This is a genomic window from Arthrobacter sp. MYb224 (genome assembly GCF_002975455.1).
Lineage (GTDB): Bacteria > Actinomycetota > Actinomycetes > Actinomycetales > Micrococcaceae > Glutamicibacter.
This window is the reverse complement of record NZ_PCPU01000008.1, coordinates 106,936-131,764: the sequence shown is the minus strand read 5'-3', so window position 1 is coordinate 131,764 and position 24,829 is coordinate 106,936. Positions and strand designations below refer to the sequence as shown.

General features: G+C 59.8%; 22 protein-coding genes and 1 tRNA gene. 17 read left to right on the top strand and 6 right to left on the bottom strand.

Going from position 1 to position 24,829, the window contains the following annotated elements:
* Nucleotides 1-110: 110 nt before the first annotated feature.
* Entirely contained in the window at nt 111-1,412 is a 1,302-nt protein-coding gene (locus tag CQ017_RS14885) for a cation:dicarboxylate symporter family transporter (RefSeq protein ID WP_105554334.1), read from the top strand.
* Between the two features lie 214 nt (nt 1,413-1,626).
* Here the strand turns inward: CQ017_RS14885 and CQ017_RS14880 are convergent, their stop codons facing one another.
* The 3 genes from CQ017_RS14880 to CQ017_RS14870 all read right to left on the bottom strand — a co-directional run bounded on the left by CQ017_RS14880 (nt 1,627) and on the right by CQ017_RS14870 (nt 3,266).
* The gene (locus CQ017_RS14880) at nt 1,627-2,142 is read right to left on the bottom strand and encodes a hypothetical protein (protein ID WP_219843952.1); all 516 of its coding nucleotides are present in this window, start codon (nt 2,140-2,142) and stop codon (nt 1,627-1,629) included.
* Between the two features lie 92 nt (nt 2,143-2,234).
* Complete coding sequence (locus CQ017_RS14875; protein ID WP_105554332.1) at nt 2,235-2,585, bottom strand: VOC family protein; 351 nt, start codon at nt 2,583-2,585, stop codon at nt 2,235-2,237.
* 96 nt (nt 2,586-2,681) lie between these two features.
* Nucleotides 2,682-3,266 carry a TIGR03086 family metal-binding protein gene (locus CQ017_RS14870; RefSeq protein WP_105554331.1) on the bottom strand — a complete coding sequence of 195 codons (585 nt, stop codon included), beginning with the start codon at nt 3,264-3,266 and terminating at the stop codon, nt 2,682-2,684.
* A gap of 477 nt (nt 3,267-3,743) precedes the next feature.
* On the opposite strand from CQ017_RS14870, the gene CQ017_RS14865 reads away from it, so the two are divergent.
* The 11 genes from CQ017_RS14865 (at nt 3,744) to CQ017_RS14815 (ending at nt 16,106) form a co-directional block, all read left to right on the top strand.
* Nucleotides 3,744-4,601: a ParA family protein gene (locus CQ017_RS14865; RefSeq protein ID WP_176484102.1), complete on the top strand. Its 858-nt coding sequence runs from the start codon at nt 3,744-3,746 to the stop codon at nt 4,599-4,601.
* Nucleotides 4,601-5,476 carry a ScpA family protein gene (locus tag CQ017_RS14860; protein ID WP_105554330.1) on the top strand — a complete coding sequence of 292 codons (876 nt, stop codon included), beginning with the start codon at nt 4,601-4,603 and terminating at the stop codon, nt 5,474-5,476. Before CQ017_RS14865 ends, CQ017_RS14860 begins: the two co-directional genes overlap by 1 nt.
* Nucleotides 5,469-6,059, top strand: a complete 591-nt coding sequence (scpB, locus tag CQ017_RS14855) for an SMC-Scp complex subunit ScpB (protein ID WP_096284271.1) — start codon at nt 5,469-5,471, stop codon at nt 6,057-6,059. Before CQ017_RS14860 ends, scpB begins: the two co-directional genes overlap by 8 nt.
* Nucleotides 6,060-6,158: 99 nt before the next feature.
* Nucleotides 6,159-7,427, top strand: coding sequence for a pseudouridine synthase (locus CQ017_RS14850; RefSeq protein ID WP_105554329.1), 1,269 nt, complete (start codon nt 6,159-6,161; stop codon nt 7,425-7,427).
* 3 nt (nt 7,428-7,430) lie between these two features.
* Nucleotides 7,431-8,534 carry a prephenate dehydrogenase gene (locus CQ017_RS14845; protein ID WP_105554328.1) on the top strand — a complete coding sequence of 368 codons (1,104 nt, stop codon included), beginning with the start codon at nt 7,431-7,433 and terminating at the stop codon, nt 8,532-8,534.
* Complete coding sequence (gene cmk / locus CQ017_RS14840) at nt 8,516-9,214, top strand: (d)CMP kinase (protein WP_105554327.1); 699 nt, start codon at nt 8,516-8,518, stop codon at nt 9,212-9,214. The genes CQ017_RS14845 and cmk overlap by 19 nt, the downstream gene beginning before the upstream one ends.
* A gap of 103 nt (nt 9,215-9,317) precedes the next feature.
* Complete coding sequence (gene der, locus CQ017_RS14835) at nt 9,318-10,850, top strand: ribosome biogenesis GTPase Der (RefSeq protein ID WP_105554326.1); 1,533 nt, start codon at nt 9,318-9,320, stop codon at nt 10,848-10,850.
* A 101-nt stretch (nt 10,851-10,951) separates the two neighbouring features.
* Nucleotides 10,952-11,028 (top strand) — tRNA-Pro (locus tag CQ017_RS14830).
* A 111-nt stretch (nt 11,029-11,139) separates the two neighbouring features.
* Complete coding sequence (locus CQ017_RS14825) at nt 11,140-11,991, top strand: PhzF family phenazine biosynthesis protein (protein ID WP_105554325.1); 852 nt, start codon at nt 11,140-11,142, stop codon at nt 11,989-11,991.
* A 265-nt stretch (nt 11,992-12,256) separates the two neighbouring features.
* Complete coding sequence (locus tag CQ017_RS14820) at nt 12,257-13,969, top strand: ABC-F family ATP-binding cassette domain-containing protein (RefSeq protein ID WP_105554324.1); 1,713 nt, start codon at nt 12,257-12,259, stop codon at nt 13,967-13,969.
* 247 nt (nt 13,970-14,216) lie between these two features.
* Nucleotides 14,217-16,106 carry an FAD-binding monooxygenase gene (locus tag CQ017_RS14815; RefSeq protein WP_105554323.1) on the top strand — a complete coding sequence of 630 codons (1,890 nt, stop codon included), beginning with the start codon at nt 14,217-14,219 and terminating at the stop codon, nt 16,104-16,106.
* Nucleotides 16,107-16,350: 244 nt separating this feature from the next.
* Here CQ017_RS14815 and CQ017_RS14810 read toward each other — a convergent pair whose 3' ends face one another.
* A complete protein-coding gene (locus CQ017_RS14810; RefSeq protein WP_258133714.1) occupies nt 16,351-16,725 on the bottom strand; it encodes a DUF488 domain-containing protein in 375 nt (124 codons plus the stop codon).
* On the bottom strand, nt 16,722-17,024 hold the full coding sequence (locus CQ017_RS17925; protein WP_146112498.1) for a hypothetical protein: 303 nt from the start codon (nt 17,022-17,024) through the stop codon (nt 16,722-16,724). Before CQ017_RS17925 ends, CQ017_RS14810 begins: the two co-directional genes overlap by 4 nt.
* A gap of 460 nt (nt 17,025-17,484) precedes the next feature.
* Here CQ017_RS17925 and CQ017_RS14800 point away from each other — a divergent pair, with 460 nt between their 5' ends.
* From CQ017_RS14800 to CQ017_RS14785, 4 genes are all read left to right on the top strand, one after another.
* On the top strand, nt 17,485-17,937 hold the full coding sequence (locus CQ017_RS14800; protein WP_105554321.1) for an FHA domain-containing protein: 453 nt from the start codon (nt 17,485-17,487) through the stop codon (nt 17,935-17,937).
* A 75-nt stretch (nt 17,938-18,012) separates the two neighbouring features.
* Nucleotides 18,013-18,768: a MerR family transcriptional regulator gene (locus tag CQ017_RS14795; protein ID WP_105554320.1), complete on the top strand. Its 756-nt coding sequence runs from the start codon at nt 18,013-18,015 to the stop codon at nt 18,766-18,768.
* Nucleotides 18,769-18,808: 40 nt separating this feature from the next.
* A complete protein-coding gene (locus CQ017_RS14790; RefSeq protein ID WP_105554319.1) occupies nt 18,809-19,291 on the top strand; it encodes a bifunctional nuclease family protein in 483 nt (160 codons plus the stop codon).
* A gap of 200 nt (nt 19,292-19,491) precedes the next feature.
* Nucleotides 19,492-20,082, top strand: coding sequence for a MerR family transcriptional regulator (locus CQ017_RS14785; RefSeq protein ID WP_096284180.1), 591 nt, complete (start codon nt 19,492-19,494; stop codon nt 20,080-20,082).
* Between the two features lie 82 nt (nt 20,083-20,164).
* On the opposite strand, the gene CQ017_RS14780 is transcribed toward CQ017_RS14785, so the two are convergent.
* Nucleotides 20,165-20,986, bottom strand: coding sequence for a ParA family protein (locus tag CQ017_RS14780; RefSeq protein WP_105554356.1), 822 nt, complete (start codon nt 20,984-20,986; stop codon nt 20,165-20,167).
* Between the two features lie 349 nt (nt 20,987-21,335).
* Here CQ017_RS14780 and CQ017_RS14775 point away from each other — a divergent pair, with 349 nt between their 5' ends.
* Nucleotides 21,336-24,788: a pyruvate carboxylase gene (locus tag CQ017_RS14775; RefSeq protein ID WP_105554318.1), complete on the top strand. Its 3,453-nt coding sequence runs from the start codon at nt 21,336-21,338 to the stop codon at nt 24,786-24,788.
* Nucleotides 24,789-24,829 lie beyond the last annotated feature (41 nt).

Genomic DNA, 24,829 nt, shown 5'->3' with positions numbered 1-24,829 from the left:
AATAGAGAGGCGGATCACTTTGGCGCGCACGATGGGACAAGAACGATTTTACGCGCCAGCCCGATGATGACGTTGAGCTGGCCCCTCGGCATATTAAGGCTGGAATCTCCATGGCTGTCACAGAACAAGTTCCGCAGGACCCTGCGTCGCAGGCACCGGTCAAGAAAAAGGACCGCACCCACTGGCTCTACATCATGGTGATCGCCGCCGTGGTGCTCGGCGCAGCCATCGGGCTGATCGCACCGGACCTCGGCAAGGCACTGAAGCCACTGGGAACGGGCTTCGTTGCGCTGATCAAGATGATCATCGCACCGGTCATCTTCTGCACCATTGTCCTAGGCATCGGCTCGATCGCCAAAGCAGCTACCGTGGGCAAGGTCGGCGGCCTGGCGCTGCTGTACTTCATGACCATGTCGACCTTCGCGCTGGCCCTGGGCCTGCTGGTGGGCAACCTGATCCACCCCGGCGAAGGCCTGGAGCTCAAGCCCTACGAGGCCGGTGGCGGAGACGCCGAAAACCCGACCGTCGCCTTCCTGCTGGAACTGATCCCCGGTGATCTGCCGGTGCTGCCGACCCTGGTCCTGGCGCTCATCGTCGGCTTCGCGCTGCAGTCCATGGGAAAGTCGGGCGAGCCGGTGCTGAACGCCATCAAGAGCATTCAGCAGGTCGTCTTCCGCATCATGATGATGATCATGTGGGTTGCTCCACTGGGTGCCTTCGGCGCGATCGCCGCCGTGGTCGGCGCCACCGGCTGGGCCGCCATCGGCTCGATGGCCATCCTGATGGGCGCGTTCTACCTGACCTGTGCGGTGTTCATCGTGGTAATCCTTGGAACTATTCTGCGCCTGGTCACCGGCCTGAACATCTTCTCGCTGCTGAAGTACCTGGCCCGCGAATACCTGCTGATCTTCTCCACCTCGTCCTCCGAGTCGGCGCTGCCGCGCTTGATCGCCAAGATGGAGCACGTCGGTGTCTCGAAGCCGGTAGTGGGCATCACCGTGCCAACCGGCTACTCCTTCAACCTCGATGGCACCGCGATCTACCTGACCATGTCAGCGCTGTTCGTCTCCACCGCCATGGATATGCCGATGAACCTCGGCCAGCAGATCGGCCTGTTGCTGTTCATGATTATCGCTTCCAAGGGCGCGGCCGGCGTGACCGGTGCGGGTCTGGCCACATTGGCCGCCGGACTGCAGGCGCACCGTCCGGAACTGCTCGGTGGCATGGGCGTGATCGTGGGTATCGACAAGTTCATGTCCGAGGCTCGCGCGCTGACGAACTTCACCGGTAATGCGGTGGCCACCTTGCTGATCGGCAAGTGGACCAAGGAACTGGACATGGGGCAGGCCCGCGCCGTGCTTGCCGGCGACCGTCCGTTCGATGAGCTCTCAATGAATCCAGACGCCCACTAGTCTCGATAGACGCATAACCCAAAAATTCCGTGGTTCCTCTAAATGGAACCGCGGAATTTTTAGTTTCTGGCATGAAACCACGTCGAACTACCGGGCATTGGAGCTGGCGCATCGGCACAGACCGCCCAAGGCAACCGCCAGCGTTGGGCCGCTGACGTCTATCTATGATCAGCCGGCACCCATCGCGAACCGAGCTTGGGCTCAGTGCCCTGAATTAGTCCTTGGCAAGGCGAACCGTAGTAGTGGTGCCCATCATGCCCGCTTCGTAACTGATCTGTTCGTCGCTGAAAGTGAATTCTTTAGTGTCCGAAGTCGAAGCCAACAATGCGCTATCGGTAGCTGCTTCATCCCGTTTCGAAGTCCAGACGTACGACTCCGCGGCTTTTGCAGGAGCTTCGAAGGTGCCGACCCAATACACGGACTTGGTATCGCCGTTATTGGTCACCCAATCGATGCTGATCATGTCATCGCTAACGGTGGCGCTTTGGAAGGCGTCATCACTTTGGGAGTTAACCTGTTTCCATTCCCCGGTCAGGTCAGCCGGTTTCGCTTCTTGTATGACTTGCGCCTCGGTTGTCTCGGCGGATTTATCGGTAGCTGCAGGGGCACTGGAGCATCCGACGAGCATTACGGTCAGCGCAAGTGCGATGGGTGCGAGTGATTTTCTCATTCCTTCAGTGTTACAAGCGCAGACATTACTTTGAAGTAGTTGAGCCTTGAAATAAAACATCGTTCCACTGTGCGCTGATGTTCTCGCGATTCTCCCGACCTGTGCTGAGTTGGGCAGCGAGCCTGGGCCAATTGGCCGTTCTGCCGCGGCATTCAGGGCAGCGGAATGACCAGGGCCCCGGCGAGAACTACGCGATTTCCGTCGGGATCCTCCAACTGCAGGATATGCGCGCCCCCGCCCAATTGCGGACCCTGATGCGCGAGTCCGGTCTCAAGCAGGCGAGCGGCTTCCGCATCGAGGTCGGACTCATCGAGCACGATGGTCGAGTTGCCAGCACGGTCAGGTTCGGACCAAACCTGCACCCCGTAACCTACGCCAAGGTGCCATTCCAGCAAGCCAGGCATGGGCCGGTGATCCGGTTCGCGACCGAATAAGACGGTGTACCACTCTTCGGCACGTGCAAGATCGGTGACCGTGCAATTGGCAAGTATTCCTTTGATCATGGCTCTGTCCTTCGTTGCTGGATTATGCACCGTGGTGTTCCAGTCGAACACGGGAGCTGAACTGCTGCAAGCCTTTTGAGCCGGGAGGTTTTCAAACTACGGGGTTGGATTTTCTTCGACGCGACGGCCAAGGAATGCTACGAGCCTTTCGATCGCCGGCGCATCATCTGCGATGGCCTGCACCGGATCGAAGCGCCCGGTTCGGGGCTGATCTGCGAGCTGGCGCCGAACGAACTGCAAAGCTTGTTCGGCCAAGTCCTCTAGTGGCTCGAGTCGCTGGCCGGTGGCTTGGGCAAGGTCCCAGCCGTGCGCGAGCAGATCGTACATGCGTATCTGCAACCGCTCCTGTCCGGTGGCCGAACCCATGGGGCTCTGATAACTGCGTTCAAGGGCTCCGGGGCGATCGAAGGCGGCGAGTAGCCGGGTGGATGAATCGAGGTAAGCGGCGAGCGGATCATCGCCCAGGACGTCGGTCGTGCGCTGTGGCGGTGACTGCTCGGTCATGAGGGCGGTAAAGACGAGGTTCATGCCGACCAGGTGCGCGATCAACTCGCGCACCGTCCAATCGGTACACGGGGTGGGCGCGGAGAGCTCTCCGGCATCAGTCCCTTTGATGAGTTCCGCGACCGAGGACAATGCGCGCTCAAGCTGTTTCACGGTTAGCTGCTGTGGTGTGCTCATGATTCCTCCAGATGATTCATATGGCCAGGTGGCGATGGGTGCGCGACATCCATAGATGAAGTTTCCCGAAGCAGTTTATCGATAACAACGCCAGACGGCGGATGTTCTGATGCGGAGTTCGGGGAGCCGATGGGTTGACGGGCAATTATTTGGTGAAAGAATCACGATGCAACCATCGTCGAGCCTTGATTGCGAAGACCACCGGCTTGAACACTGAGCTCATCGCCCTGCCGGCCGGTGCATGGGTGGCGAAATGCCCGCGTCGTCGTCTTCAGCCGATACTCCGAGAGGCTTCCAGCTCCCATACAACATTTGAGTTAAGGTTCAAGGTAAAGGCTCGCCGTATGAGAACCGCAAACCCGAGAATTTTTGAACCGAACCGTTAACCTTTAACCAAGTACATCGTCCGATCCGAACGGGAAGTGTGGTTCACCCATCGTGAGCGAACAGCAGGGAAGCAAACAGCGCGGCACGGGAATGCTCAAGGAGCCCCGCCCGCTCGGTCCTACCGGTAAACCGCTAACCGAATTCCCGACCCCGCAAGAACTTCCATCGCACGGCCCGGCGCGGGTGATCGCGATGGTCAACCAGAAGGGTGGCGTGGGTAAAACCACCTCCACCATCAACTTGGCCGCCGCGCTCGCCGAATACGGTCGCAAGGTGCTGCTGGTGGACTTCGATCCGCAGGGTGCGCTCTCCGCGGGCTTCGGGATGAACCCCCACGAGCTGGACATGACCGTCTACAACGTGCTGATGGACCGCAAAACCGATATCACCGATGCGATCCGCAGCACCGAGGTGGAGAATATCGATCTGCTGCCGGCCAATATCGATCTCTCCGCCGCCGAGGTGCAGCTGGTCAACGAGGTCGCTCGCGAGCAGGCGTTGGAACGTGCGCTGCGCAACGTGATCGACGACTACGACGTGGTGCTCATCGACTGCCAGCCCTCCCTGGGGCTGCTGACCGTCAACGCGTTGACCGCGGCGCACGGAGTGATCATCCCGTTGACCGCAGAATTCTTCGCGCTGCGCGCGGTGGCACTGCTGATGGAAACCATCGACAAGGTCAAGGACCGGCTGAATCAGGTGCTCGAGGTCGACGGCGTGGTGGCCACCATGTACGACGCCCGCACCCTGCACAGCCGCGAGGTCATGTCCCGCCTGGAGGAAGCCTTCGGGGACAAGCTCTTCGAGACGGTCATCAAGCGCACCATCAAATTCGCCGATGCCAATGTCGCCGCCGAACCGATTACCACCTATGCGGGCAATCACCCGGGCGCCGTGGCGTACCGGAATCTCGCGAAGGAACTGATCTACCGTGGTGGCGCCCCTTAATGAGCGCGCAGGCCACCGAAAAAACCGCCACCGACCCATCCGCCACGGATGAGACGGCTGGCGGTTTTCGGCTTGCACTGGAAAATTTCAACGGCCCCTTCGACGTGCTGCTGCACCTGATCACGCAGCGCGAAATGGACATCACCGAGGTGGCGCTGGCCGAGGTCACCGACGAATTCATCGCCTATCTCAAGGAACTGCAGGGCGCCGGGGACGGGCTGAAGCTGCTCGATGAGACCACCGAATTCCTGGTGGTCGCCTCCACGCTGCTCGATCTCAAGGCGGCCCGGCTGCTGCCGCGCGGCGAAATGGCCGACGAGGAAGACTTCGAGCTGCTCGAAGCAAGGGATCTGCTCTTCGCCCGGCTGCTGCAGTACAAGGCGTTTAAGCACGCCGCAGAATTCCTCGGGCAGCGCTACCACGAGGAATCGGCGCGCCGGCCGCGCGAGGTGTCGCTGGAGCCGCAATTCGCCGCCCTGCTGCCGGAGCTGATCTTCAACATCGGCCCGGAGAAATTCGCGCAGCTCGCCGCCGCGGCTCTGGTCCCGAAGCCAGAGCCGGTGACCGAGGTAGGGCTTTCGCACCTGCACGGGGCGAATGTCACCATCGGCGCCGAGGCGGAGGCGATCACCGCGATGCTCACCGAGCGCGGCACCTTGGATTTTGCGGCGCTGATCGCAGACACCAGCGAACAGTTGGTCGTGGTGGTGCGTTTTCTGGCATTGTTGGAGATGTTCAGGCAGAAGGTCATCGTATTCGCGCAACAGGATCCGCTGGGCCGGCTGGAGATTTCGTTGGCCGGCGAGCAGGACTTCGACGTCCAAGCGGTGCAGGATAGCTACGAGGGGAGTGCTGGTGAGCCAGATCATGAGTGAGATTGCACCCATCGACGAGCTCCCCGGAGGGCTCAAATCGGGGCTCGAAGCGGTGCTGATGGTCGCCGATTCGCCCGTATCAACGGCACGTTTGGCCGAAATCTTCGAGCTGCCGGTAGCCCGGATTGCCACCACCTTGGAAGAGCTGGCGACCGAGTATGATGGTAAAGATCGTCCGCGTGGATTTGAACTACGCCGTGTCGCCTCTGGCTGGCGCTTTTATACGCGGACCGATTACGCCGATTTCGTCTCCAGTTATGTGCTCGACGGGCAAACAGCACGCCTTTCGCAGGCCGCCCTAGAAACCCTGGCTGTCATCGCTTACCGACAGCCGGTCTCGCGTGGACGTATTTCGGCGATTCGAGGTGTTAACGTCGATTCGGTGGTGCGCACACTGCTGACTCGGGGATTGATCACGGAGTACCCGGAAATAGGCGACGGCGGAGCGACGCTGTACCAAACTACCGAGTACTTCTTGGAACGACTGGGACTGGGCACGCTGGAGGAACTTCCGGCGCTCTCCCCGTATCTTCCCGGAGTAGCCGACCTTGAATCGCTCGATTCGGCAACCTACGACGATTAGGCATCCGCGAATATAACGGATGCCGACCGGACACCAGATGCGTCCCGCTTGGCTGAGCGGTGCGCCCGCGATACGTAACAGACAAGGGAAGTACGAACCATGAACAAGGGTTCCTCGGCACCGCGCAATCCGCGTGGCCCCAAGAGCTTCGGCGGCAAGTCCGCCGGCAACAAGTCCTACGGCGAGAAGTCGTACGGCAACCGCTCCGATGACAACAAGTCCTATGGCAATCGTTCCGAGGGTGGTCGCTCTGAGGGCGGTCGTTCCTACGGCGAGAAGTCGTACGGCAACCGCTCCGAGGGCAACAAGTCCTATGGCAATCGTTCCGAGGGTGGTCGCTCTGAGGGCGGTCGTTCTTCCGGCGAGAAGTCGTACGGCAACCGCTCCGAGGGCAACAAGTCCTATGGTGCGAAGAACGCGTCCGGTGCAAAGCCTTACGGCTCCAAGCCGGGGACCAGGTCCGGCAAGCCGGGCGAAAGCCGCGATAAGTCGAGCTCGGCGGCCTTTGGGAAGAACTCCGAGCGCGCCTTCGGCAAGGAGCGCTTCGGCAACTCGGTGCAGTCCAGCTACGCTCGTCCTACCCAGCGCGCTCGCGCCCAGGCACGGGTCGAAAACCAGGCCAACCGCGTCGAAAACCAGGATGGGATCCGTCTGCAGAAGGCCATGGCCAACGCCGGGGTCGCTTCGCGCCGCGTCTGCGAACAGATGATCACCGAGGGCCGGGTCGAGGTCAACGGCTCGCTGGTCGTCGAACTCGGTGCCCGCGTGGACCCGAAAAAGGACTCGATCCACGTCGATGGCATGCGTCTGCAGCTGAACCAGTCGAACAAGTACTTCGTGTTCAACAAGCCCAAGCACGTGATGTGCACCATGGATGACCCAGAAGGCCGTCGCACCATCGCGGACTACTTCCGCCACGAGCACGAGTCGCTGCGCCTCTTCCACGTCGGGCGCCTGGACTACAAGACCGAAGGCCTGCTGATCCTGACCAACGACGGGGAACTGGCAAACCGCCTGCAGCACCCGAAGTACGAGGTCCCGAAGACCTACCTGGTGCAGATTCCCGGCCCGATTTCGCGCGCCGCGAGCAATGCCCTGCGCGAAGGCATCCGCTTGGAAGATGGCTGGATCAAGGTTGATGATCTTAAAGTGATTGACACCACGCCGAAGTCCGTGATGGTGGAGGTGACCCTGCACTCGGGCCGCAACCGCATCGTGCGCCGCATGTTCGACGCGGTGGGCCACCCGGTAGAGCGCCTGGTGCGCGTGGGCATCGGACCGGTCCAGCTGGGCGACCAGAAGCAGGGAACCATCCGGCCACTGGGCAACCAGGAAATCGGACACCTGATGGCCATGGTGGGGATGTAGCCCATGCCCACCTCTCACCTTGCCGGCCCGGTGCTGGTGATCGGCACCGGACTGCTGGGCACATCGGTGGGCCTAGGACTGCGCGCCAAGGGCGTGGCGGTCTACCTGCAGGACATCTCGCCGACCGCGGCGGGCGTGGCCCAGGACATCGGCGCCGGCCAGCCGCTGGATGCGCAGACGCGCATCGCCCCGGAGCTGGTGGTCATCGGCGCTCCGCCGGATGTCACCGCCGCGCTGGTGGCCGATGCATTGCTGGCCTACCCGAACGCGACGGTGGTGGACATCGCCAGCGTGAAGGGCTCGATCCTCGACGCCGTATGCGCCGACCAGCGGCTGGGTGAGGCCGAACTCGCCCGCTATGTGGGAACCCACCCGATGGCAGGACGGGAGAAATCCGGTCCGGCCGCCGCGCGCGGGGCGCTGTTCACTTCGATGCCGTGGGTCATCTGCGCGCATGCGCAGGCTACCGCGGCCAGCGTGAAGACCGCCGAGGCGCTGGCCATCGATCTGGGGGCGACCCTGCATCGCATGGATGTCCGGACCCACGACGAGTCGGTCGCGCTGACCAGCCACTTCCCGCAGGCAGCCAGCTCGATGATCGCCTCGCGGCTGCTCAACGCCGAGGCCCACCAGCTGGGCCTGGCAGGCAACGGACTGCGCGACATGACCCGCATCGCGGCCAGCGATGAGAAGTTGTGGATCCAGATTTTCGCGCATAACGCCACCGCGCTGATCCCGATCCTCTCGGGGATGAAGGAAGACCTGGACCGGCTGATCAACACGCTGCACAACCCGCAGGGCCCTGGGGCGCTGCTGGATCTGTCGCAGCTGATGAGCGAGGGCAACGCCGGGCAGGCGCGGATTCCGGGCAAGCACGGTGCGCCGCCGCAGGCCTTCGCGCTTGTCACCGTCGTGGTGGATGACAAGCCGGGGCAGATCGCCGCGCTGATGGCAGACATCGGGGCAGCGGGGATCAACCTGGAGGACCTGCGCATGGAGCACTCCGCCGGACACCAGGTTGGCCTGGTGGACGTGTCGGTGCTCCCTGGCCGGCGCGATGAACTGATAAACGTATTGACGAACAACGGATGGAAAGTAGCCCAGTGACGCACGCAGCTAACCCGACGAACCTTGTCGTTGCCATCGACGGACCCAGCGGTTCGGGCAAGTCCTCGGTCTCCAAGGCCGTGGCCCGCGCACTGGGCGCGGCCTATCTCGATACCGGTGCAATGTACCGGGCGATCACCTATTCGGTGCTCGAAGCGGGAACCGATCTGAGCGACGCGGACGCGATCGCCCAGGCGGTGCGCGCGGCGACGCTGGAGATTTCGGTGGACCCGGACCGCGAGCAGGTGGTCATCGGGGATACCGTGGTGACGGACGCGATTCGTGAACCGCGCATCTCGGAGCAGGTTTCGGCGGTGGCCACCAATCTGGAGGCCCGCGCCGAGCTGGTGCGCCGGCAGCGCGAAATCATCGCCGCCAACACGCGCATCGTCGCCGAGGGACGCGATATCACCACCGTCGTCGCCCCGGACGCGGAAGCCCGCATCCTGCTGACCGCTTCCGAGGAAGCGCGCCTGCGCCGCCGCGGAATCCAGCTCGGCGGAACCCAAGACGCGAACCAGCTCCAAGCCCAGGTGCTGGAACGGGACAAAAAAGATTCGACGGTAGTGAACTTCACCCAGGCCGCCGACGGAGTCATCACCGTGGACTCTTCGGACCTGGATTTTGAGCAGACCGTCGCAGCCGTGCTTGACGCAATCGCCACGGCTGCGAAAAAGTAGTACCAACTAAGCCATAATCGGCGCCCATCCTCGGCGAGAGCCGATGAAGATTCACGTCCCGCCCGAAACAACGGGTCGGACCTATCGCCTTGAAGGGAAAATCATGAGCGAGCACAACACCTCCCACGACGGGGAGTACACCCCGGTCGTAGACGACGATATCGCCGAGCGCCTAGCCGAACTGAGCGAGGAAGACGCGGAAATCCGTACCCGCGCCCTGCTCTCCGGCCTCGAAGACTATGACCTGGACGCGGAGGACTCCGCCCTGCTTTCGGGCCTGGACGATGACTCCGAAGACGATTCAGACGTTGTCATCCCACCGGTCCTGGCCATCATCGGACGCCCCAACGTAGGCAAGTCGACCTTGGTCAACCGCATCCTCGGCCGCCGCGAAGCGGTCGTGGAAGACGTACCGGGGGTCACCCGTGACCGTGTTTCCTACTCGGCCGAGTGGCTGGGCCGCCCGTTCAGCGTGGTTGACACCGGTGGTTGGGAGCACGATGCCAAGGGCATCCACGCCTCCGTTGCCGACCAGGCCGAAATCGCCGCCGATGTGGCCGACGCGATCCTCTTCGTTGTCGACTCCCATGTGGGTGCCACCGCGACCGACGAGGCAGTGGTGAAGATGCTGCGCAAGAAGCGCAAGCCGGTCTTCCTGGTCGCCAACAAGGTCGACGATTTCAACCAGGAAGCCGAAGCCGCCACGCTGTGGGGCCTCGGCTTCGGCCAGCCATGGCCGGTCTCCGCTCTGCACGGCCGCGGCACCGCGGACCTGCTGGACGCGGTCATGGAGAAGCTGCCCAAGCACTCCGCCCACGGTGGAGTGATCCCTTCGGGCGGTCCGCGCCGTATCGCGCTGATCGGCCGCCCCAACGTGGGCAAGAGCTCGCTGCTGAACAAGCTCGCAGGCTCCGAGCGTGTCGTCGTCGACGATTACGCCGGCACCACCCGCGACCCGGTTGATGAGCTCATCGAACTCGGCGGCGAAGTCTGGCGCTTCGTGGATACCGCAGGTATCCGCCGCCGCCAGCATATGGCGCAAGGCTCGGACTACTACGCCTCGCTGCGCACCCAGACTGCCCTGGAAAAGGCGGAAGTTGCGGTGGTGCTATTGGCCGCGAACGAAACCGTTTCCGAGCAGGACGTGCGCATCATCCAGTTGGCCGTCGACGCCGGCCGCGCGCTGGTGCTTGTGTTCAACAAGTGGGATGAGGTGGACGAGGATCGCCGCTACTACCTGGAGCAGGAGATCGAGCGCGACCTGGCCCACATCGAGTGGGCGCCGCGCATGAACATGTCCGCGCTGACCGGCTGGCACAAGGACAAGATGGTTCCGGCGTTGCATACCGCGCTGGAATCCTGGGATAAGCGTGTTCCGACCGGCAAGCTCAACGCGTTCCTCGGCGAGCTGGTTGCGGCGCACCCGCACCCGGTGCGCGGTGGCAAGCAGCCGCGGATCCTCTTCGGCACCCAGGCCTCGGCCCGTCCGCCGAAGTTCGTGCTGTTCACCTCCGGATTCCTGGATCCGGGATACCGCCGCTTCATCGCCCGTCGCCTGCGCGAGACCTTCGGTTTCGAAGGCACTCCGCTCGAAGTTTCGATGCGTATCCGAGAGCGTCGCAGCCGCACCCGGTAACGGTTCGAAAATTACCCCGCATATGAGGTAGGGTGATTGAGGAGCTTTTCGTAGACGGCACCCCGAGCCGAAAGGCGCGGGGATAACGGCTGCGAGAGCATCGGGCTATGGCGCAGCTTGGTAGCGCGCCTGACTGGGGGTCAGGAGGTCGCAGGTTCAAATCCTGTTAGCCCGACCAGCTGAAAAACCCCGGCGAAAATACGTTTTCGCCGGGGTTTTGGCATGTCGAAACGCAAGTGAGCGCGGCTTTCGCTAGTATTTTTTATACCCGGGTGAAAGGTCCCAACTCATGCTGCGTAGTTTCCGACAGGTCGATGTCTTTGGCGTACAACACTATAAGGGCAACCCGGTAGGCGTCGTGCTGGACGCGGTGGGACTGAGCGACGATGACCTGCGCGATTATTCGGTGTGGTCGAATTTGTCGGAGTGCACCTTTGTCTACCCGCCATCCTCGCGGCAGGCCGACTACCGGTTCCGAATTTTTAGCCTGAGCACGGAGCTTCCCTTTGCCGGCCACCCCACCTTGGGTACCGCCCGGGCATGGTTGGATCAGGGCGGAGTCCCGCGCCAGGCGGGAATGATTATTGCCGAATGCGAGGCGGGTCTCGTGCCGATTCGCATCGAGGATGACCTGCTCAGTTTCGTTTCTCCTCCCGCCACTCGCACCGGGGAGGTCGAGCCAGGCTATCTGGCACAGGTCATCGAGATCTTGGGTGTCGCCGCCGAAAGCGTGCTCGCCGCACAATGGGTGGACAACGGCCCGGGGTGGGTAGGCCTGCAGCTTTCCGATGCGGCAACGGTTCTGAGCCTGAACCCCAACGCCGCTGGCCACCCAGGTGATTGGAACATCGGAGCCATCGGTGCCCTAGCGCCGGGAGAGAGCCCGACAGGGGAAGATTTTGAGGTGCGCACCTTCTTCACCGAAGACGGTTTCGATATGCGCGAAGATCCGGTGACGGGAAGTTTCAACGCGGCCGTCGCAGCGTGGATGCTGGATACCGATCGTGCCCAGGCGCCGTACGCGGTGCGCCAGGGAACTGCGATGAATCGACGCGGTCACCTTGAAATTTCGGTCTCCGACGGCCAGCTTTGGGTCGGCGGCGCAACGCACGTAGCCATCTCGGGACAGATCGATCTCTGACGTGTCGGCCAAGGTCGCTACCGATGTTTAATCGGTAGCGGCCTTGGCAGCCGTGAAGTCCACGCGTACTGTGGAATGCATGGGAACGTTGTTTTTATAGACCGGAACACCGCGTTGAGTCACACTCCGCGGTGTATCCTTCGCACGAATACCGGGACATTCCCGGGATTATTTCGTGAGCCCGGTCCATTTTGGCTCTTAGCCGACGACTATCCGTGTAGCCGATAGCCCCCTTTGGCTTCGGTCCGCGAGGGAGGATATCCCCATGTCCCGCGAACCCGAACATCCAGAAAATCCGCCGCGTCCCATCGACGGCTTCGAAAGCTTCCAATGTTCGCTCGAACAGGTCAGCCACAGCTTCGGCGATCGCGATGTGCTGCAGGAGATTGAGCTGCATGTGGCCGCACACCAAAGACTTGCCATACTTGGCGACAACGGGGCCGGCAAATCAACGTTGCTGCGGCTGCTTTCCGGTACATTGGCGCCGACATCCGGGCGAAGACGCGTTCACGTGCCCGGCGGTATCGCCATGGCTAGCCAACATCCACAGTTCGCATCCGGTGCCACCGTCCAGCAGGCCATCGACGGCTATCACCGCACCTTCCGCGACCTTGAACGTCTCCTCGCCGCCATTGGCCGACGTTTGGAACGTTCACCTGAGGACGAGGCCGCACGACTTCTAGTTCAGCTGTCGCAAGTGACAGAGCTCTATGAAGCACGCCAAGGCTACTCGCTGGATCAGCGGCTAAACCGTGCATTGGAACAGCTTGGCCTCGGCGAAGTTGATCGCAACGCTCCAGTGGCGACCCTTTCTGGCGGCCAACGGTCTCGGTTGACCTTGGCCGCGGTGCTGTGCGCAGAGGCGCAGCTGTTGCTCCTGGACGAACCGACCAATGATTTGGATGATACCGCCTTGGAATGGCTGGAGCAGAGCTTGCATGCCCATCGCGGTGCGCTGGTGGTCGTCAGCCATGACCGGGTGTTTCTACGCAGGTTCGCCCACGAAATCGTGCAGGTGCATCAGGGAAAGCTACAGCACTACGGTGATGGCTACCTAGGATATTTAAGTGAGAAAAAACGAGAACGCGAGCGGCTGATTGCCGAACATGAGCAGTGGAGCCAGGAACTTGAACGGGCTCGCAAGCTGGTGCTCAAAAATGCGTCTCGGGTGTCAGCTGTACCGCGAAAGCGCGAAAAGGCAGGATTTGGGCACGGTTCCTTTCGACAGCGCAGCCGTACTCATGGTTCGACGAGCAAAACACGCCAGGCCAAGTCGCGTATCAACGAGTTAACTGCAGCACCTGTCGTGGAACCGGCCAAGGAGCTGCACTTCGCCTTGCCCGAGGCAGCCGAGCAAAACGGTGGGACCCGCGAAGAGCTGATCCTAGTTGATGGTGCGTCACGCAGTAAGGCGCCGGCGGTAAACGCAGAAAAGTTCATCATCAGGACGGGGGAGCGGTGGCTGGTCTCAGGGCCCAACGCGGCGGGTAAATCAGCACTATTGCGAGTGCTAGCCGGTGAACTTCCAATAGACCATGGACTCGTGGCGCGCGCATCGCATTTGAGCGTGCAATGGTTGCGGCAGGAGTTATGCGCTCTGCCCGGGCAAAGCGTCGTTGAAGCTTTTGCCTTGGCAATTGACGAGTATGTACCGCAAGCATGGGTAAAGCTGGCGCACTTGGGGCTTTTCGAGCCGCAGGATTTCTCACGCCATCCGCAAAGCCTTTCGGTGGGTCAACAGCGCCGGTTGGAATTGGCGGTCGCCCTGTCTAGCGGGGCTGAGCTGCTATTGCTCGATGAACCGACGAACCATCTGTCTCCAGAACTCGTGGAAAGCGTGGAAGAAGCCCTTGCCGACTATGCCGGAACCGTCATCACGGTGACACACGATCGGCGTTGGCAGCAAAAACTCTTCGAGTCCTGCCAAGTGCGGCGCCTGCTTGTTGCACCGGGCGGGATCGTTACCGAAGTCCGCTGAGGGCGGCGAAGGCACTTCACGGACGGTGGTACACCAGGGCGAGGGTCGGAAAGGGTGTATCCAGAAATGCTTTATCGGCGTAGATTTTGAGCCAGTGACTTAGGCAAAGGTGAGATGTGCGTAATCTCGGCTTGTGTCGACGTTCACAGTTCACTTATAGTTAGTGTGCGATATGCGAATCTAATGTTCGATTATAGAACACCTAAGTTTTGAGCCAAAGCGTTCACAGAGAAGTGAGGATGAAGCTGTGCAGTTTCACCACAATGGATATGTATCGGGCGACCCACGCATCGAGCCGGCCGCCGGAACCGGTCTCAACCGACCGGCCGACCTTCCGGACGCGATGGACGTATTGATCGTCGGTGCTGGTCCCGCCGGTATCATTACTGCTGCGCAGCTTTCGCAGTTCCCCGAGGTGCACACGCGCATTATCGACCGGCGCCCGCACCGCTTGGAAATCGGCCAGGCCGACGGCATCCAAGCGCGCAGCGTCGAAACTTTCCAGGCTTTTGGCTTTGCTGAGCACATCACCGCCGAGGCGTACCAGATCAAGGAAACCATCTTCTGGGAGCCGGATCCGAAGAACCCGGAGAGCATCATCCGCGGCGCCCGTACGCCTGATGACGCTCACGGCATTAGCGAATTTCCACACCTGATCGTCAACCAGGCTCGCGTTATTGACTACTTTGCCGACTACGCAAACAACTCGCCAGCACGAATCACCCCAGACTACGGCTGGGAATTCAAGACACTCGAAGTCCATGACGGTGAGGAATACCCTGTCAAGGCCACCTTGATTTCCACCGATGGCGAGACCAAGGGCCAAGAACGCGTTGTGCGTGCCAAGTACGTCGTTGGCTCGGACGGAGCCCGCAGCGGCGTGCGTCGTTCCATCGGCGCGCAACTCGCCGGCGGCGCAGCAAACCATGCGTGGGGCGTTATGGACACTCTCGCGCTCACCGACTTCCCTGACATTCGCACCAAGTGCGCCATCCACTCCCAGGCTGGCTCGATCTTGCTGATCCCTCGCGAGGGTGGAAACCTGTTCCGGCTTTATGTGGACCTAGGCGAGGTTCCAGAAGACAACAAAGGCAAGGTCCGTGAAACCACCTTGGACCAGGTCATCGAGCATGCCAAGGCGATCCTGCACCCGTACACGCTTGAGGTGAAAGACGTTGCGTGGAACAGCGTTTACGAGGTTGGCCACCGCCTGACCGACCGCTTCGACGATGTCCAGGTCGAAGAAATCGGTACTCGGGAGCCACGCGTCTTCATCACCGGCGACGCTTGCCACACCCACTCGGCCAAGGCCGGCCAGGGCATGAACGTGTCCATGCAAGACGGTTTCAACCTCGCTTGGAAGCTCGGCTACGTGCTCTCCGGCCGGGCGCCCGAAGAGCTGCTGCGCACCTATTCGGGCGAGCGCCAGGTCATCGCAAAGAACCTGATCGACTTCGATAAGGAATGGTCCTCGTTGATGGCGGCCAAGCCTGAAGAATTTGAAGGCAAGGAAGGTATCGCTGAATTCTATGTGCGTACCGCCGAATTCCCTGCAGGCTTCATGACCGAATACCAGCCCTCGATTCTCACCGGCGAAAAAGATCATCAGGACTTGGCCAAGGGTTTCCCGATCGGCAAGCGTTTCAAATCATCTGAGGTCATGCGCCTAGGCGACAACAATCCTGTGCACTTGGGCCACCACCACCGCGCAGACGGTCGATACCGTATCTACGTGTTCGCCGACCAAGCTGTGGCCGGTGCCGATTCGAAGGTGACCAACCTGTCGAAGTGGCTGCTCGAATCGCCAGAATCACCAATCGTCAAGTTCACCCCGGCTGATGCCGATATTGATTCACTTTTCGACGTGAAGGTCGTCTTCCAGCAGGACTACACCACCTTCAACCTCAATGACGCGCCGAAGGTCTTCCGTCCTAACAGCGGCAAGTTCGGACTAATGGACTACGAGAAGGTCTACGCGGTGCTCGATGGCTCAGATATCTACGCGAAGCGTGACATCTCGGCTAACGGTGCCATTGTGATCGTCCGCCCTGATCAGTATGTTGCTAATATCCTGCCGCTGGATGCGACGGCCGAGCTGGCGACCTTCTTCGACGGTGTTCTGGTTCCGAAGAACTAGGCTGCTCACGAAGCCGAATCAGGCTACCCAAGGTCAATGATTGCCCCGTCACGAATCACGTGGCGGGGCAATCGTCATTGCTGCCGGAATATTCAGTTCTTGTTTGCTGTTCTCTATGCTAAGAACCGCCACTGTTTTGGGAGCACAATGGAATTCAAATTTGATCTGCAGCAAGTCTCGGAGTCCGATAAGGCGTGTGTCGAAGGTGTATGTTTTGTTCCGCCAGCCTCGACCCGAGATGAGGTCACTGTTTCAGCTGTGCAAGCAGAAAGTCGCGAAGCACCACCGCGTGATTAATTTCCTCGTCTTTTGCCGCAAAGATGAACGTAACGACGGGGTGTTCGGCGACCAGCTCCAAGAATTCGTCAATAGCCGGGTTCTGGTTTAGCTCTTCACGGTAGTGCTCCGCGAACTCATCAAATCGCGCCGGATCGTGGTGCCAAGACTTGCGTAGTTCATTTGACGGTGCGATGCCTTTGGCCCACCGCTCCACACAGAGTTTCTCTTTGGTCTGCCCGCGTGGCCACAAACGATCGACCAAGACCCGGTATCCGTCGGATGCTTCAGCGTCGATGTATGCGCGTTTGAGCCGAATGTCAGTCATGTTGTTTTCGATCATTGTGCTTCATCGTGTGAGCTTGTGCGGCGCTGTGCTTCATGCTGCGCTTCAAGATCTTTGACGCGCGATCCCCGTCGACGCAAGATCATCCAGGTAATGAAGATGACCAAGAAGATGGCTGCGGCGCTGATGGCTCCAACTAGTGTGGCGCCGCCGAACCAGGTAGCGCCGGTATTCAAAATTGCCTGAGCCTTCTGCGCGGCATCCGAGCCGTTCCAGAAGATTCCAAGCGTCAGCCAATTGGGCAGTGCGAGAATGATTGCCAGGACCGCAATAACTCCACGCCATCGCCAGCTCAACTTGCGGAACCGAATCTGCCAAAGTACGAGAAGCGGGATCAATGTAAAGACGAACCCGAGAGAGAACCCCGAAATCCAGCCTCCGGTGGCTGATCCAATATTTTGGCTGGAAATTCGAGTTGCCCACCATACCGGCATAAATATCGTAGCGATCGCGTAAATTGCCAGGATAGTGAGAATTGCAAGCGAACCTAGTACGAGCCGTAGTTTCCAATTTGAGTGCTTATTGGTAGGCGCGGATTCTCCGCGTGTTGCCGGTGCAATGGCATTAGAATTCTCTTCCATGCAGGAATCATTGCACGTTTGAGCATGCCAAGCATTGAAAATGTGTAATTTCGTGTTATCTCTTGAGCGTTGAGTAGGCTAATCTGGAGATAGTCTGGTGCAAACCACCAAACACCCGTTTAACCGAAGGTCGTCAAGCGCGAGCTTGAGAGCAAATTTTCTTGGAGGACCCCAAATGTCTGAACATGGGCCGGTTGACCCGCACAACGAGTCTGCCTCCGAAACGACCAATATCTCCTTGCCGGCAGCTCACAAGACTGCAGAGCCCTCGGTAATTTATCCCCTGTCCGAGGACGAACGCGCAGCGGTCTCAGCACTTCCTGAGGGATCTGCGCTACTGATTGCCCATACCGGACCTAATAAGGGTGCCCGCTTCCTGCTGGATACCAATTCCAGCATTGCCGGTCGCCACCCGGATGCGGACATTTTCTTGGACGATGTTACGGTTTCTCGGCGGCACGCAAAGTTTGAGCGCGTTGGCGACATCTTCAAGCTCACCGACATTGGTTCATTGAATGGAACCTACATCAACGGCGACCGTATCGACTCGGTGACTTTGGCTAACGCGGTACAGGTGCAGATCGGTAAGTTCCGTCTGAATTTCTACCAGAGCGTACCTAACGTTTAAACTAGTGAAGAACTAGTTTCCTGGCAGCCTCGCAAGCGGCTGTCAATCCGCTTAACTACTTGAGGAGATTCTCCTTTGCCAATCTTTGATGCAGCCCGTAGCCCACGACTCGAGGCAATACGCCACGAGAACGTGAGGGCGGCAGCACTGAATATCGGCGAGGTGCTCTCTGAACTGAAAGACGAATTCCCACGGGTAACCGCCTCCAAGATTCGATTCTTGGAGGACAAGGGATTGATTATCCCGCAGCGCACCTCGGCCGGATATCGAAAATATTCCGCCTCCGATGTGAGTCGACTTCGTTTCATTCTCTCAGTACAGCGCGATCAGTACTTGCCGCTAAAGGTCATCAAGGACCATCTCGATGCCATCGACCGTGGTGAAGCTCCCGCAGCATTGCCCGGTGGAGCGCCCACAGCGCCGCAGGCAGTCAATAGCGATATGGTTGAGGCAGTCGACCGTCATTCGCGTCCTGTCTCCCTAGCGGAGCTGCAGGGGCTGACCGGAGCAAGCGAAGAGCTCGTCCATGAGCTAGTTAACTTTGGCCTGGTCGAGCCTGAATCGGGCAAATTCGATGCCCACTGCGTGCGGGTCACCAAGTCCGCCGTCGATCTCTCCAATCACGGTATTGAGCCTCGCCACCTTCGCCAGTTCCGTACCGCTGCAGAACGCGAGTTCTCCTTGATCGAGTCCATCATTGGTGCGGACTTGAAAAAGCCTGAAGTTTCCGCGCGCGCGAGGGCAACCGAAGAAGCTCAAGAAATCTCGCGACAGTGCCTAGAGCTTCATGAAGCGCTCGTGCAGCGTGCGATTTCGCAGCTTGATCGCTAGGCTGATAGCAGGAACGAGTTCGCAACGCTAGGGGGAGTGCATGCTTGAACTAGAATTTGCCGGTATTCGGATTCAGCTTCCATCGAATCAGCCGCTGTTGCTACTTAAGCGTCATGAGCAGAATTTGTATCTCCCTCTCTGGATTGGCGCACCCGAAGCGTCCGCTATCGCCATGTCGGAACAGGGGCTCACCCCGCCAAGACCGATGACTCACGATCTGATAGTTAACATGCTCGAAGCTCTTGAAGTGAGACTTGTGCGAATCGAGATCGTCTCGGTGCAGAATGCAATTTTCACCGCGGAGCTGGTGCTCTCCAACGGCAAGCGCGTCGACTCGCGGTCTTCTGACGCAGTTGCGCTGGCGGTACGTACGCAATGCCCGATCCTGTGCACCGAAGAAGTCATGGAATCAGCGGGGGTTGCCATCGAAATCGAGTCCGAAGACGAAGAGCTTCCCGAGGAACAAATGCGTGAATTCAGAGAATTCCTTGACAATATTGACCCCGAAGATTTCTCCGCCTAGCTCGTCTCCCACTCGTCATTTGCGACACGCCTTAAAGTTAAGCTTGAAGGTCTTTGACCAACGCCCCTTATAGCCGTACCGTCGAAGCATAGAGAAAATTTCTGTTGACCGATACCAGGTTCGTCATCACTCGCACCGGTCAGTCGCATGAAAGTCTCTGGCCTCTCAAATGAATGTGCATATACGCTAGGAGTATTTGGATGGAGTCTAGCCAGACCGGTCCTCGCCATGGGACCACCGGTGGCGTTCAGCGATCCAATACCCAAGGTTTGCTCTTCACCGATGATCTGCCCGAGCTGGATGAACATGCCGGCTACCGGGGACCAGTTGTATGCAAGGCTGCCGGGATTACCTACCGACAGCTGGACTACTGGGCTCGTACTGGTCTGGTTGAACCGGCGGTTCGTGAAGCCAAGGGATCCGGTACTCAGCGGTTGTATTCGTTCCGCGATATCCTGGTCCTGAAAGTGGTTAAGCGCCTATTGGACACCGGTGTCTCGCTGCAGCAGATCCGCACAGCGGTGAGCCACCTCCGCGAACGTGGTGTGGAAGATCTGGCTCAGATTACCTTGATGAGCGATGGCGCTTCGGTTTACGAGTGCACCAGTGCCGACGAAGTCATAGACTTGGTTCAGGCCGGTCAAGGCGTCTTCGGTATCGCCGTAGGCCGAGTGTGGCGCGAAGTTGAAGGAACGTTGGCCATGCTGCCATCGGAAAGCACGGGGGACCAGTTGGTCACCGATGAGCTCGCTTCACGACGCGCTGCTAAGGCCGCCCGTAACGTTAGCTGATGAGTACTTAGAATTGCAAAAGCTTCGGCTCGAACAAACTTCCATAAGTTTGTTCGAGCCGAAGCTTTCTTGTTTCTAAACCCTAGGACTGTGCGTTCTGTGTCGGCGCCGTGGACATGAGGTCCTTGAGTAGCGCATCGAACTGAGAAAGCATGGGGGCAGTGGCCTTGCTTGGCCACTGATGTACCGAATATGCTGCGCCCTGAATCTGCTGCCATTCTGGGTGCTCGGGGATCTCCGGCTTCACCATGGAATCGCCGAACATCTGGCGCATCTCGTTCACTCGGAACGTATGCTCGGCAGAATCCTTGCGCACACGGTTGGCTACCACGCTAACCGGGCCCAGGGACGGAGCGAATTCGCGGCGGAAGAGTTCAAGTGCTCGCTGTGTGCGTTCGGTTCCAGCTACTGAGAACAAGCTAGGCTCAGCGACGAGCAATAACTGATCTGAAGCGCTCCACGCCATGCGGGTTAGACCGTTAAGCGATGGTGGGCAATCGATAAGTACTAGCTGGTATCCGCTGGTGCGGCTCAATAGCTGCGAGAGGCGACGCAAATCTCGTGTACGAAGATCTGGTCGATCATAAATTCCGGTGAACGCGTCGCCCACGGCGACATCGAGTACCGGAATTCGGGTGCGCGATTTCTTCTCGGCAGCTTTTGACTGCCATGCGCTGGCTGCGACATTATCTTGAAGTCGCGCACGGCGAACATTCTTGAGCATTTGCCCAATTGGCTGTTTGCCGTTGGCTCGGGCGCCTAAGCCGGTGCTCGCGTCTGCATGCGGATCTAAATCGATCACGAGCGTCGGAATTCCGGCTGCGAGTGCTGCTGAGGCCAATCCGAGTGTTACGGAGGTTTTTCCTACGCCACCCTTGAGGCTGCTGATGCTCACTACATGCACGGACCAGACCACGCCTTTCACTGCTTGCTGATTAAACGTCCCACCGAATATTTAGTCTCTCTTTATCATAGTGTGCCACGCGGTATTTCCCCGACTCCGCAACGTGGGATTTTTAGCACGAATGTAACTATGTCATAAAAACAGCATGCGGACGCTAGAAAGTCATGTGGTCAGACCACTGGGCGAAATGTTTGGTAATTGTGCACCCCGTCACGGTAGGGTATCCACAGCAGCGGTTAAAAATATCCGTTATGCGAGGCCCTACACCCGGGAAAACGGGAACAAAGCGTCCCACGAAGGACGTTCCCCCGTCTTCCAAATGGGTGTGCTGAATCGATGTAGGGAAACTATGTTTGAGAAAATCTTGGTCGCCAACCGCGGTGAGATTGCAATTCGTGCTTTCCGCGCTGGTTACGAACTAGGCGCAAAAACAATTGCCGTCTACCCATATGAAGATCGTAACTCGATCCACCGCCAGAAAGCGGGAGAGGCCTACCAGATTGGCGAAGAGGGCCACCCGGTTCGCGCCTACCTGGACATTGACGAAATCGTCCGCGTCGCCAAGGAAGCCGGCGCAGACGCGATTTACCCAGGTTACGGATTCCTTTCGGAGAACCCAGACCTGGCCCGCAAGGCTGCAGAAAACGGTATTAAGTTCATCGGTCCAAAGGCGGACGTGCTTGAGCTGGCCGGAAACAAGGTCGCTGCGCTGAAGGCAGCGCGCAAGGCCGGCATCCCGGTATTGGAATCCTCCGAACCGAGCGACGATGTTGACTTCCTCCTAGCCGAGGCCGACCGCATTGGCTTCCCGATCTTCGTCAAGGCAGTTGCTGGCGGTGGCGGCCGCGGCATGCGCCGTGTCGACAAGCGCGAAGACCTGCCCGAGCTAATGGGTGCGGCAATGCGCGAAGCCGGTACCGCCTTTGGCGATCCGACCGTCTTCCTTGAGCAGGCAGTCCTTCGCCCGCGTCACATCGAGGTGCAGATCCTCGCCGATGAGCAGGGCAACGTGGTGCACCTGCACGAGCGTGACTGCTCCTTGCAGCGCCGTCATCAAAAGGTCGTCGAGATCGCTCCGGCACCGAACCTGGATGAGTCCATCCGTCAGGCGCTGTTCCGTGACGCCGTGAAGTTTGCGCAGACCCTGGGTTACCAGAACGCTGGTACCGTCGAATTCCTGGTTGATACCGTCGGTGAGCGGGCAGGACAGCACGTGTTCATCGAAATGAACCCACGTATCCAGGTGGAGCACACGGTGACCGAAGAAGTCACTGATATTGACCTCGTACAGGCTCAGATGCGTATCGCCTCCGGTGAATCGCTGAGCGATCTTGACATCAGCCAGGACAACATCGAGGTTCGTGGTTGGGCGCTGCAGTCGCGCATCACCACTGAGGACCCGGCAAATGGCTTCCGACCAGATGTGGGAACCATTACCGTTTACCGTTCTGCTGGTGGTTCCGGCGTGCGTCTTGATGGCGGCACCATCTACGCAGGCGCAGAAGTTTCCCCGCACTTTGACTCCATGCTGGTTAAGCTCACCTGTCGTGGCCGCGACTACAAGACCGCCGTAGCGCGGGCACGACGTGCGCTGGCCGAATTCCGCGTCCGTGGTGTGGCCACCAACATTCCGTTCATCCAGAATGTTCTCAACGATCCACAGTTCATCGCCGGAGACGTCGCGACCGACTTCATTGACTCGCGCCCGGATCTGCTGACCGGCAACGAATCTCAGGACCGCGGCACCAAGGCGCTGAACTACCTGGCTCACGTGACCGTCAACAAGCCGAACGGCGAACGAATCGATGGCATCGATCCACGCAAGAAGCTTCCGAGCTTCCCGGGGGACAAATCCTCGGAGCCGGAGCGTTCGCCATTCGACGGCCCTTCGAAATCGGTAGCAGCTCCAGCTGGCTGGCGTCAGAAGCTGCTGGATCTGGGGCCCGAAGGTTTTGCCAAGGCGCTGCGCGATGCGAAGGCCGTGGGCGTTACCGACACCACCTTCCGCGACGCACACCAGTCATTGCTGGCCACTCGCGTGCGTACCCGCGATCTGCTCGCCGCTGCGCCTGCCTACGCGCATACCGTGCCGCAGTTGTTCTCCATGGAAGTCTGGGGAGGCGCGACCTACGATGTCTCGCTTCGATTCCTGGGCGAAGATCCATGGAAGCGTCTAGAACTGCTGCGTGCCGAACTGCCGAATATCCCGCTGCAGATGCTGCTGCGTGGCCGCAATACCGTAGGTTATACCCCGTACCCCACCGAGGTTACCGACGCGTTCGTAAAGCAGGCCGCGAAGAGTGGCATCGACATCTTCCGCATCTTCGATGCGTTGAATGACGTCTCGCAGATGGCTCCGGCCATCAAGGCTGTGCGCGAAACCGGAACCGCCGTCGCCGAGGTGGCCCTGTGCTACACCGGCAACCTGCTCGATTCCAACGAGAAGCTGTACACCCTTGACTACTACCTGAATCTGGCTCAGCAGATCATCGATGCCGGTGCACACATTATCGCGATCAAGGATATGGCAGGACTGCTGCGTCCGGCCGCCGCAAAGAAGCTGGTCACCGCTTTGCGCGAACGCTTCGACGTGCCGGTTCACCTGCATACCCATGACACCTCTGGTGGACAGCTTGCTACCCTGATGGCAGCGATCGATGCAGGCGTGGATGCAGTTGATGTGGCTTCGGCTGCGATGGCCGGCACTACCAGCCAGCCTTCTGCCTCTGCCCTCGTGGCAGCGCTTGAGCATACCGAACGCGATTCAGGGCTTTCCTTGGACGCGGTAGCCTCGCTGGAACCGTACTGGGAGGCGGTGCGCGCGATGTACAAGCCGTTCGAATCCGGGCTGCCTGCACCAACCGGGCGCGTATACCAGCATGAAATTCCCGGTGGACAGCTCTCGAACCTTCGTCAGCAGGCCATCGCACTGGGGCTGGGCGAGCGTTTTGAGGCCATCGAATCCATGTATGCCTCGGTCAACGCCATGCTCGGAAACGTGGTCAAGGTGACCCCGTCTTCCAAGGTTGTCGGCGATCTGGCATTGCAGCTGGTCGGCTCCGGCGTTCCGGCGGCAGATTTCGAAGCCAATCCGCAGAACTTCGACATCCCGGATTCGGTCATCCAGTTCCTCTCGGGTGAGCTGGGCAATCCTCCGGGTGGCTGGCCAGAGCCATTCCGCACGAAGGCATTGCAGGGCCGCAGCGTGCGCCCACGCGTTGAAGAGCTCTCGGACGAAGACTCGGCGGCGCTCAATGCCGACGACGAGACGATCCGCGCGACCTTGAACCGCTTGCTCTTTGCCGGTCCGACGCGCGACTTCGAGAAGTCCCTGGAGAACTACGGCGACCTGTCCGTGCTGCACACCCGCGACTACCTATTCGGCCTGACCCCAGAGGTTGAGCGCGTGGTGTCCCTTGGTACCGGTGTGCGCCTGCTGGTGAAGCTGATCTCGGTATCCGAAGCTGATGAGAAGGGCTTGCGCACCGTGGTGTTCTCGCTCAATGGCCAGTCGCGCCAGATCAAGGTGCGTGACGAATCGGTCGAGTCGACGGTGAAGAGTGCGGCAAAGGCCGATCCGACCAATTCGGGCCACGTGGCGGCACCGTTCGCCGGCGCCGTGACGGTCAACGTCAAGGTCGGCGACTTGATCGAAGCAGGGCAATCGGTAGCAACCATCGAAGCGATGAAGATGGAAGCTGGCATCACGGCCAACGCTTCGGGTGTCGTTTCGCAGGTAACGTTGGACGGAACCAGCCAGGTGCAGGGCGGCGATCTGCTGCTCGTCATCGAACCAAAGTAAGTCAACGAAGGCGCAGCATTCGCTGAGCAATAGGTGTGGCC

What these genes read in the sequence shown, in the direction of transcription:
- CQ017_RS14845 (WP_105554328.1), top strand. Translation starts at nt 7,431, where the DNA reads ATGCCCACCTCTCACCTTGCCGGCCCGGTGCTGGTGATCGGCACCGGA.
- CQ017_RS14820 (WP_105554324.1), top strand. Translation starts at nt 12,257, where the DNA reads ATGTCCCGCGAACCCGAACATCCAGAAAATCCGCCGCGTCCCATCGAC.
- CQ017_RS14885 (WP_105554334.1), top strand. Translation starts at nt 111, where the DNA reads ATGGCTGTCACAGAACAAGTTCCGCAGGACCCTGCGTCGCAGGCACCG.
- CQ017_RS14850 (WP_105554329.1), top strand. Translation starts at nt 6,159, where the DNA reads ATGAACAAGGGTTCCTCGGCACCGCGCAATCCGCGTGGCCCCAAGAGC.
- der (WP_105554326.1), top strand. Translation starts at nt 9,318, where the DNA reads ATGAGCGAGCACAACACCTCCCACGACGGGGAGTACACCCCGGTCGTA.
- cmk (WP_105554327.1), top strand. Translation starts at nt 8,516, where the DNA reads ATGGAAAGTAGCCCAGTGACGCACGCAGCTAACCCGACGAACCTTGTC.
- CQ017_RS14865 (WP_176484102.1), top strand. Translation starts at nt 3,744, where the DNA reads ATGCTCAAGGAGCCCCGCCCGCTCGGTCCTACCGGTAAACCGCTAACC.
- CQ017_RS14800 (WP_105554321.1), top strand. Translation starts at nt 17,485, where the DNA reads ATGTCTGAACATGGGCCGGTTGACCCGCACAACGAGTCTGCCTCCGAA.
- CQ017_RS14875 (WP_105554332.1), bottom strand. Translation starts at nt 2,585, where the DNA reads ATGATCAAAGGAATACTTGCCAATTGCACGGTCACCGATCTTGCACGT.
- CQ017_RS14785 (WP_096284180.1), top strand. Translation starts at nt 19,492, where the DNA reads ATGGAGTCTAGCCAGACCGGTCCTCGCCATGGGACCACCGGTGGCGTT.
- CQ017_RS14825 (WP_105554325.1), top strand. Translation starts at nt 11,140, where the DNA reads ATGCTGCGTAGTTTCCGACAGGTCGATGTCTTTGGCGTACAACACTAT.
- CQ017_RS14810 (WP_258133714.1), bottom strand. Translation starts at nt 16,725, where the DNA reads ATGATCGAAAACAACATGACTGACATTCGGCTCAAACGCGCATACATC.
- scpB (WP_096284271.1), top strand. Translation starts at nt 5,469, where the DNA reads ATGAGTGAGATTGCACCCATCGACGAGCTCCCCGGAGGGCTCAAATCG.
- CQ017_RS14860 (WP_105554330.1), top strand. Translation starts at nt 4,601, where the DNA reads ATGAGCGCGCAGGCCACCGAAAAAACCGCCACCGACCCATCCGCCACG.
- CQ017_RS14790 (WP_105554319.1), top strand. Translation starts at nt 18,809, where the DNA reads ATGCTTGAACTAGAATTTGCCGGTATTCGGATTCAGCTTCCATCGAAT.
- CQ017_RS14775 (WP_105554318.1), top strand. Translation starts at nt 21,336, where the DNA reads ATGTTTGAGAAAATCTTGGTCGCCAACCGCGGTGAGATTGCAATTCGT.
- CQ017_RS14880 (WP_219843952.1), bottom strand. Translation starts at nt 2,142, where the DNA reads ATGTTTTATTTCAAGGCTCAACTACTTCAAAGTAATGTCTGCGCTTGT.
- CQ017_RS14870 (WP_105554331.1), bottom strand. Translation starts at nt 3,266, where the DNA reads ATGAGCACACCACAGCAGCTAACCGTGAAACAGCTTGAGCGCGCATTG.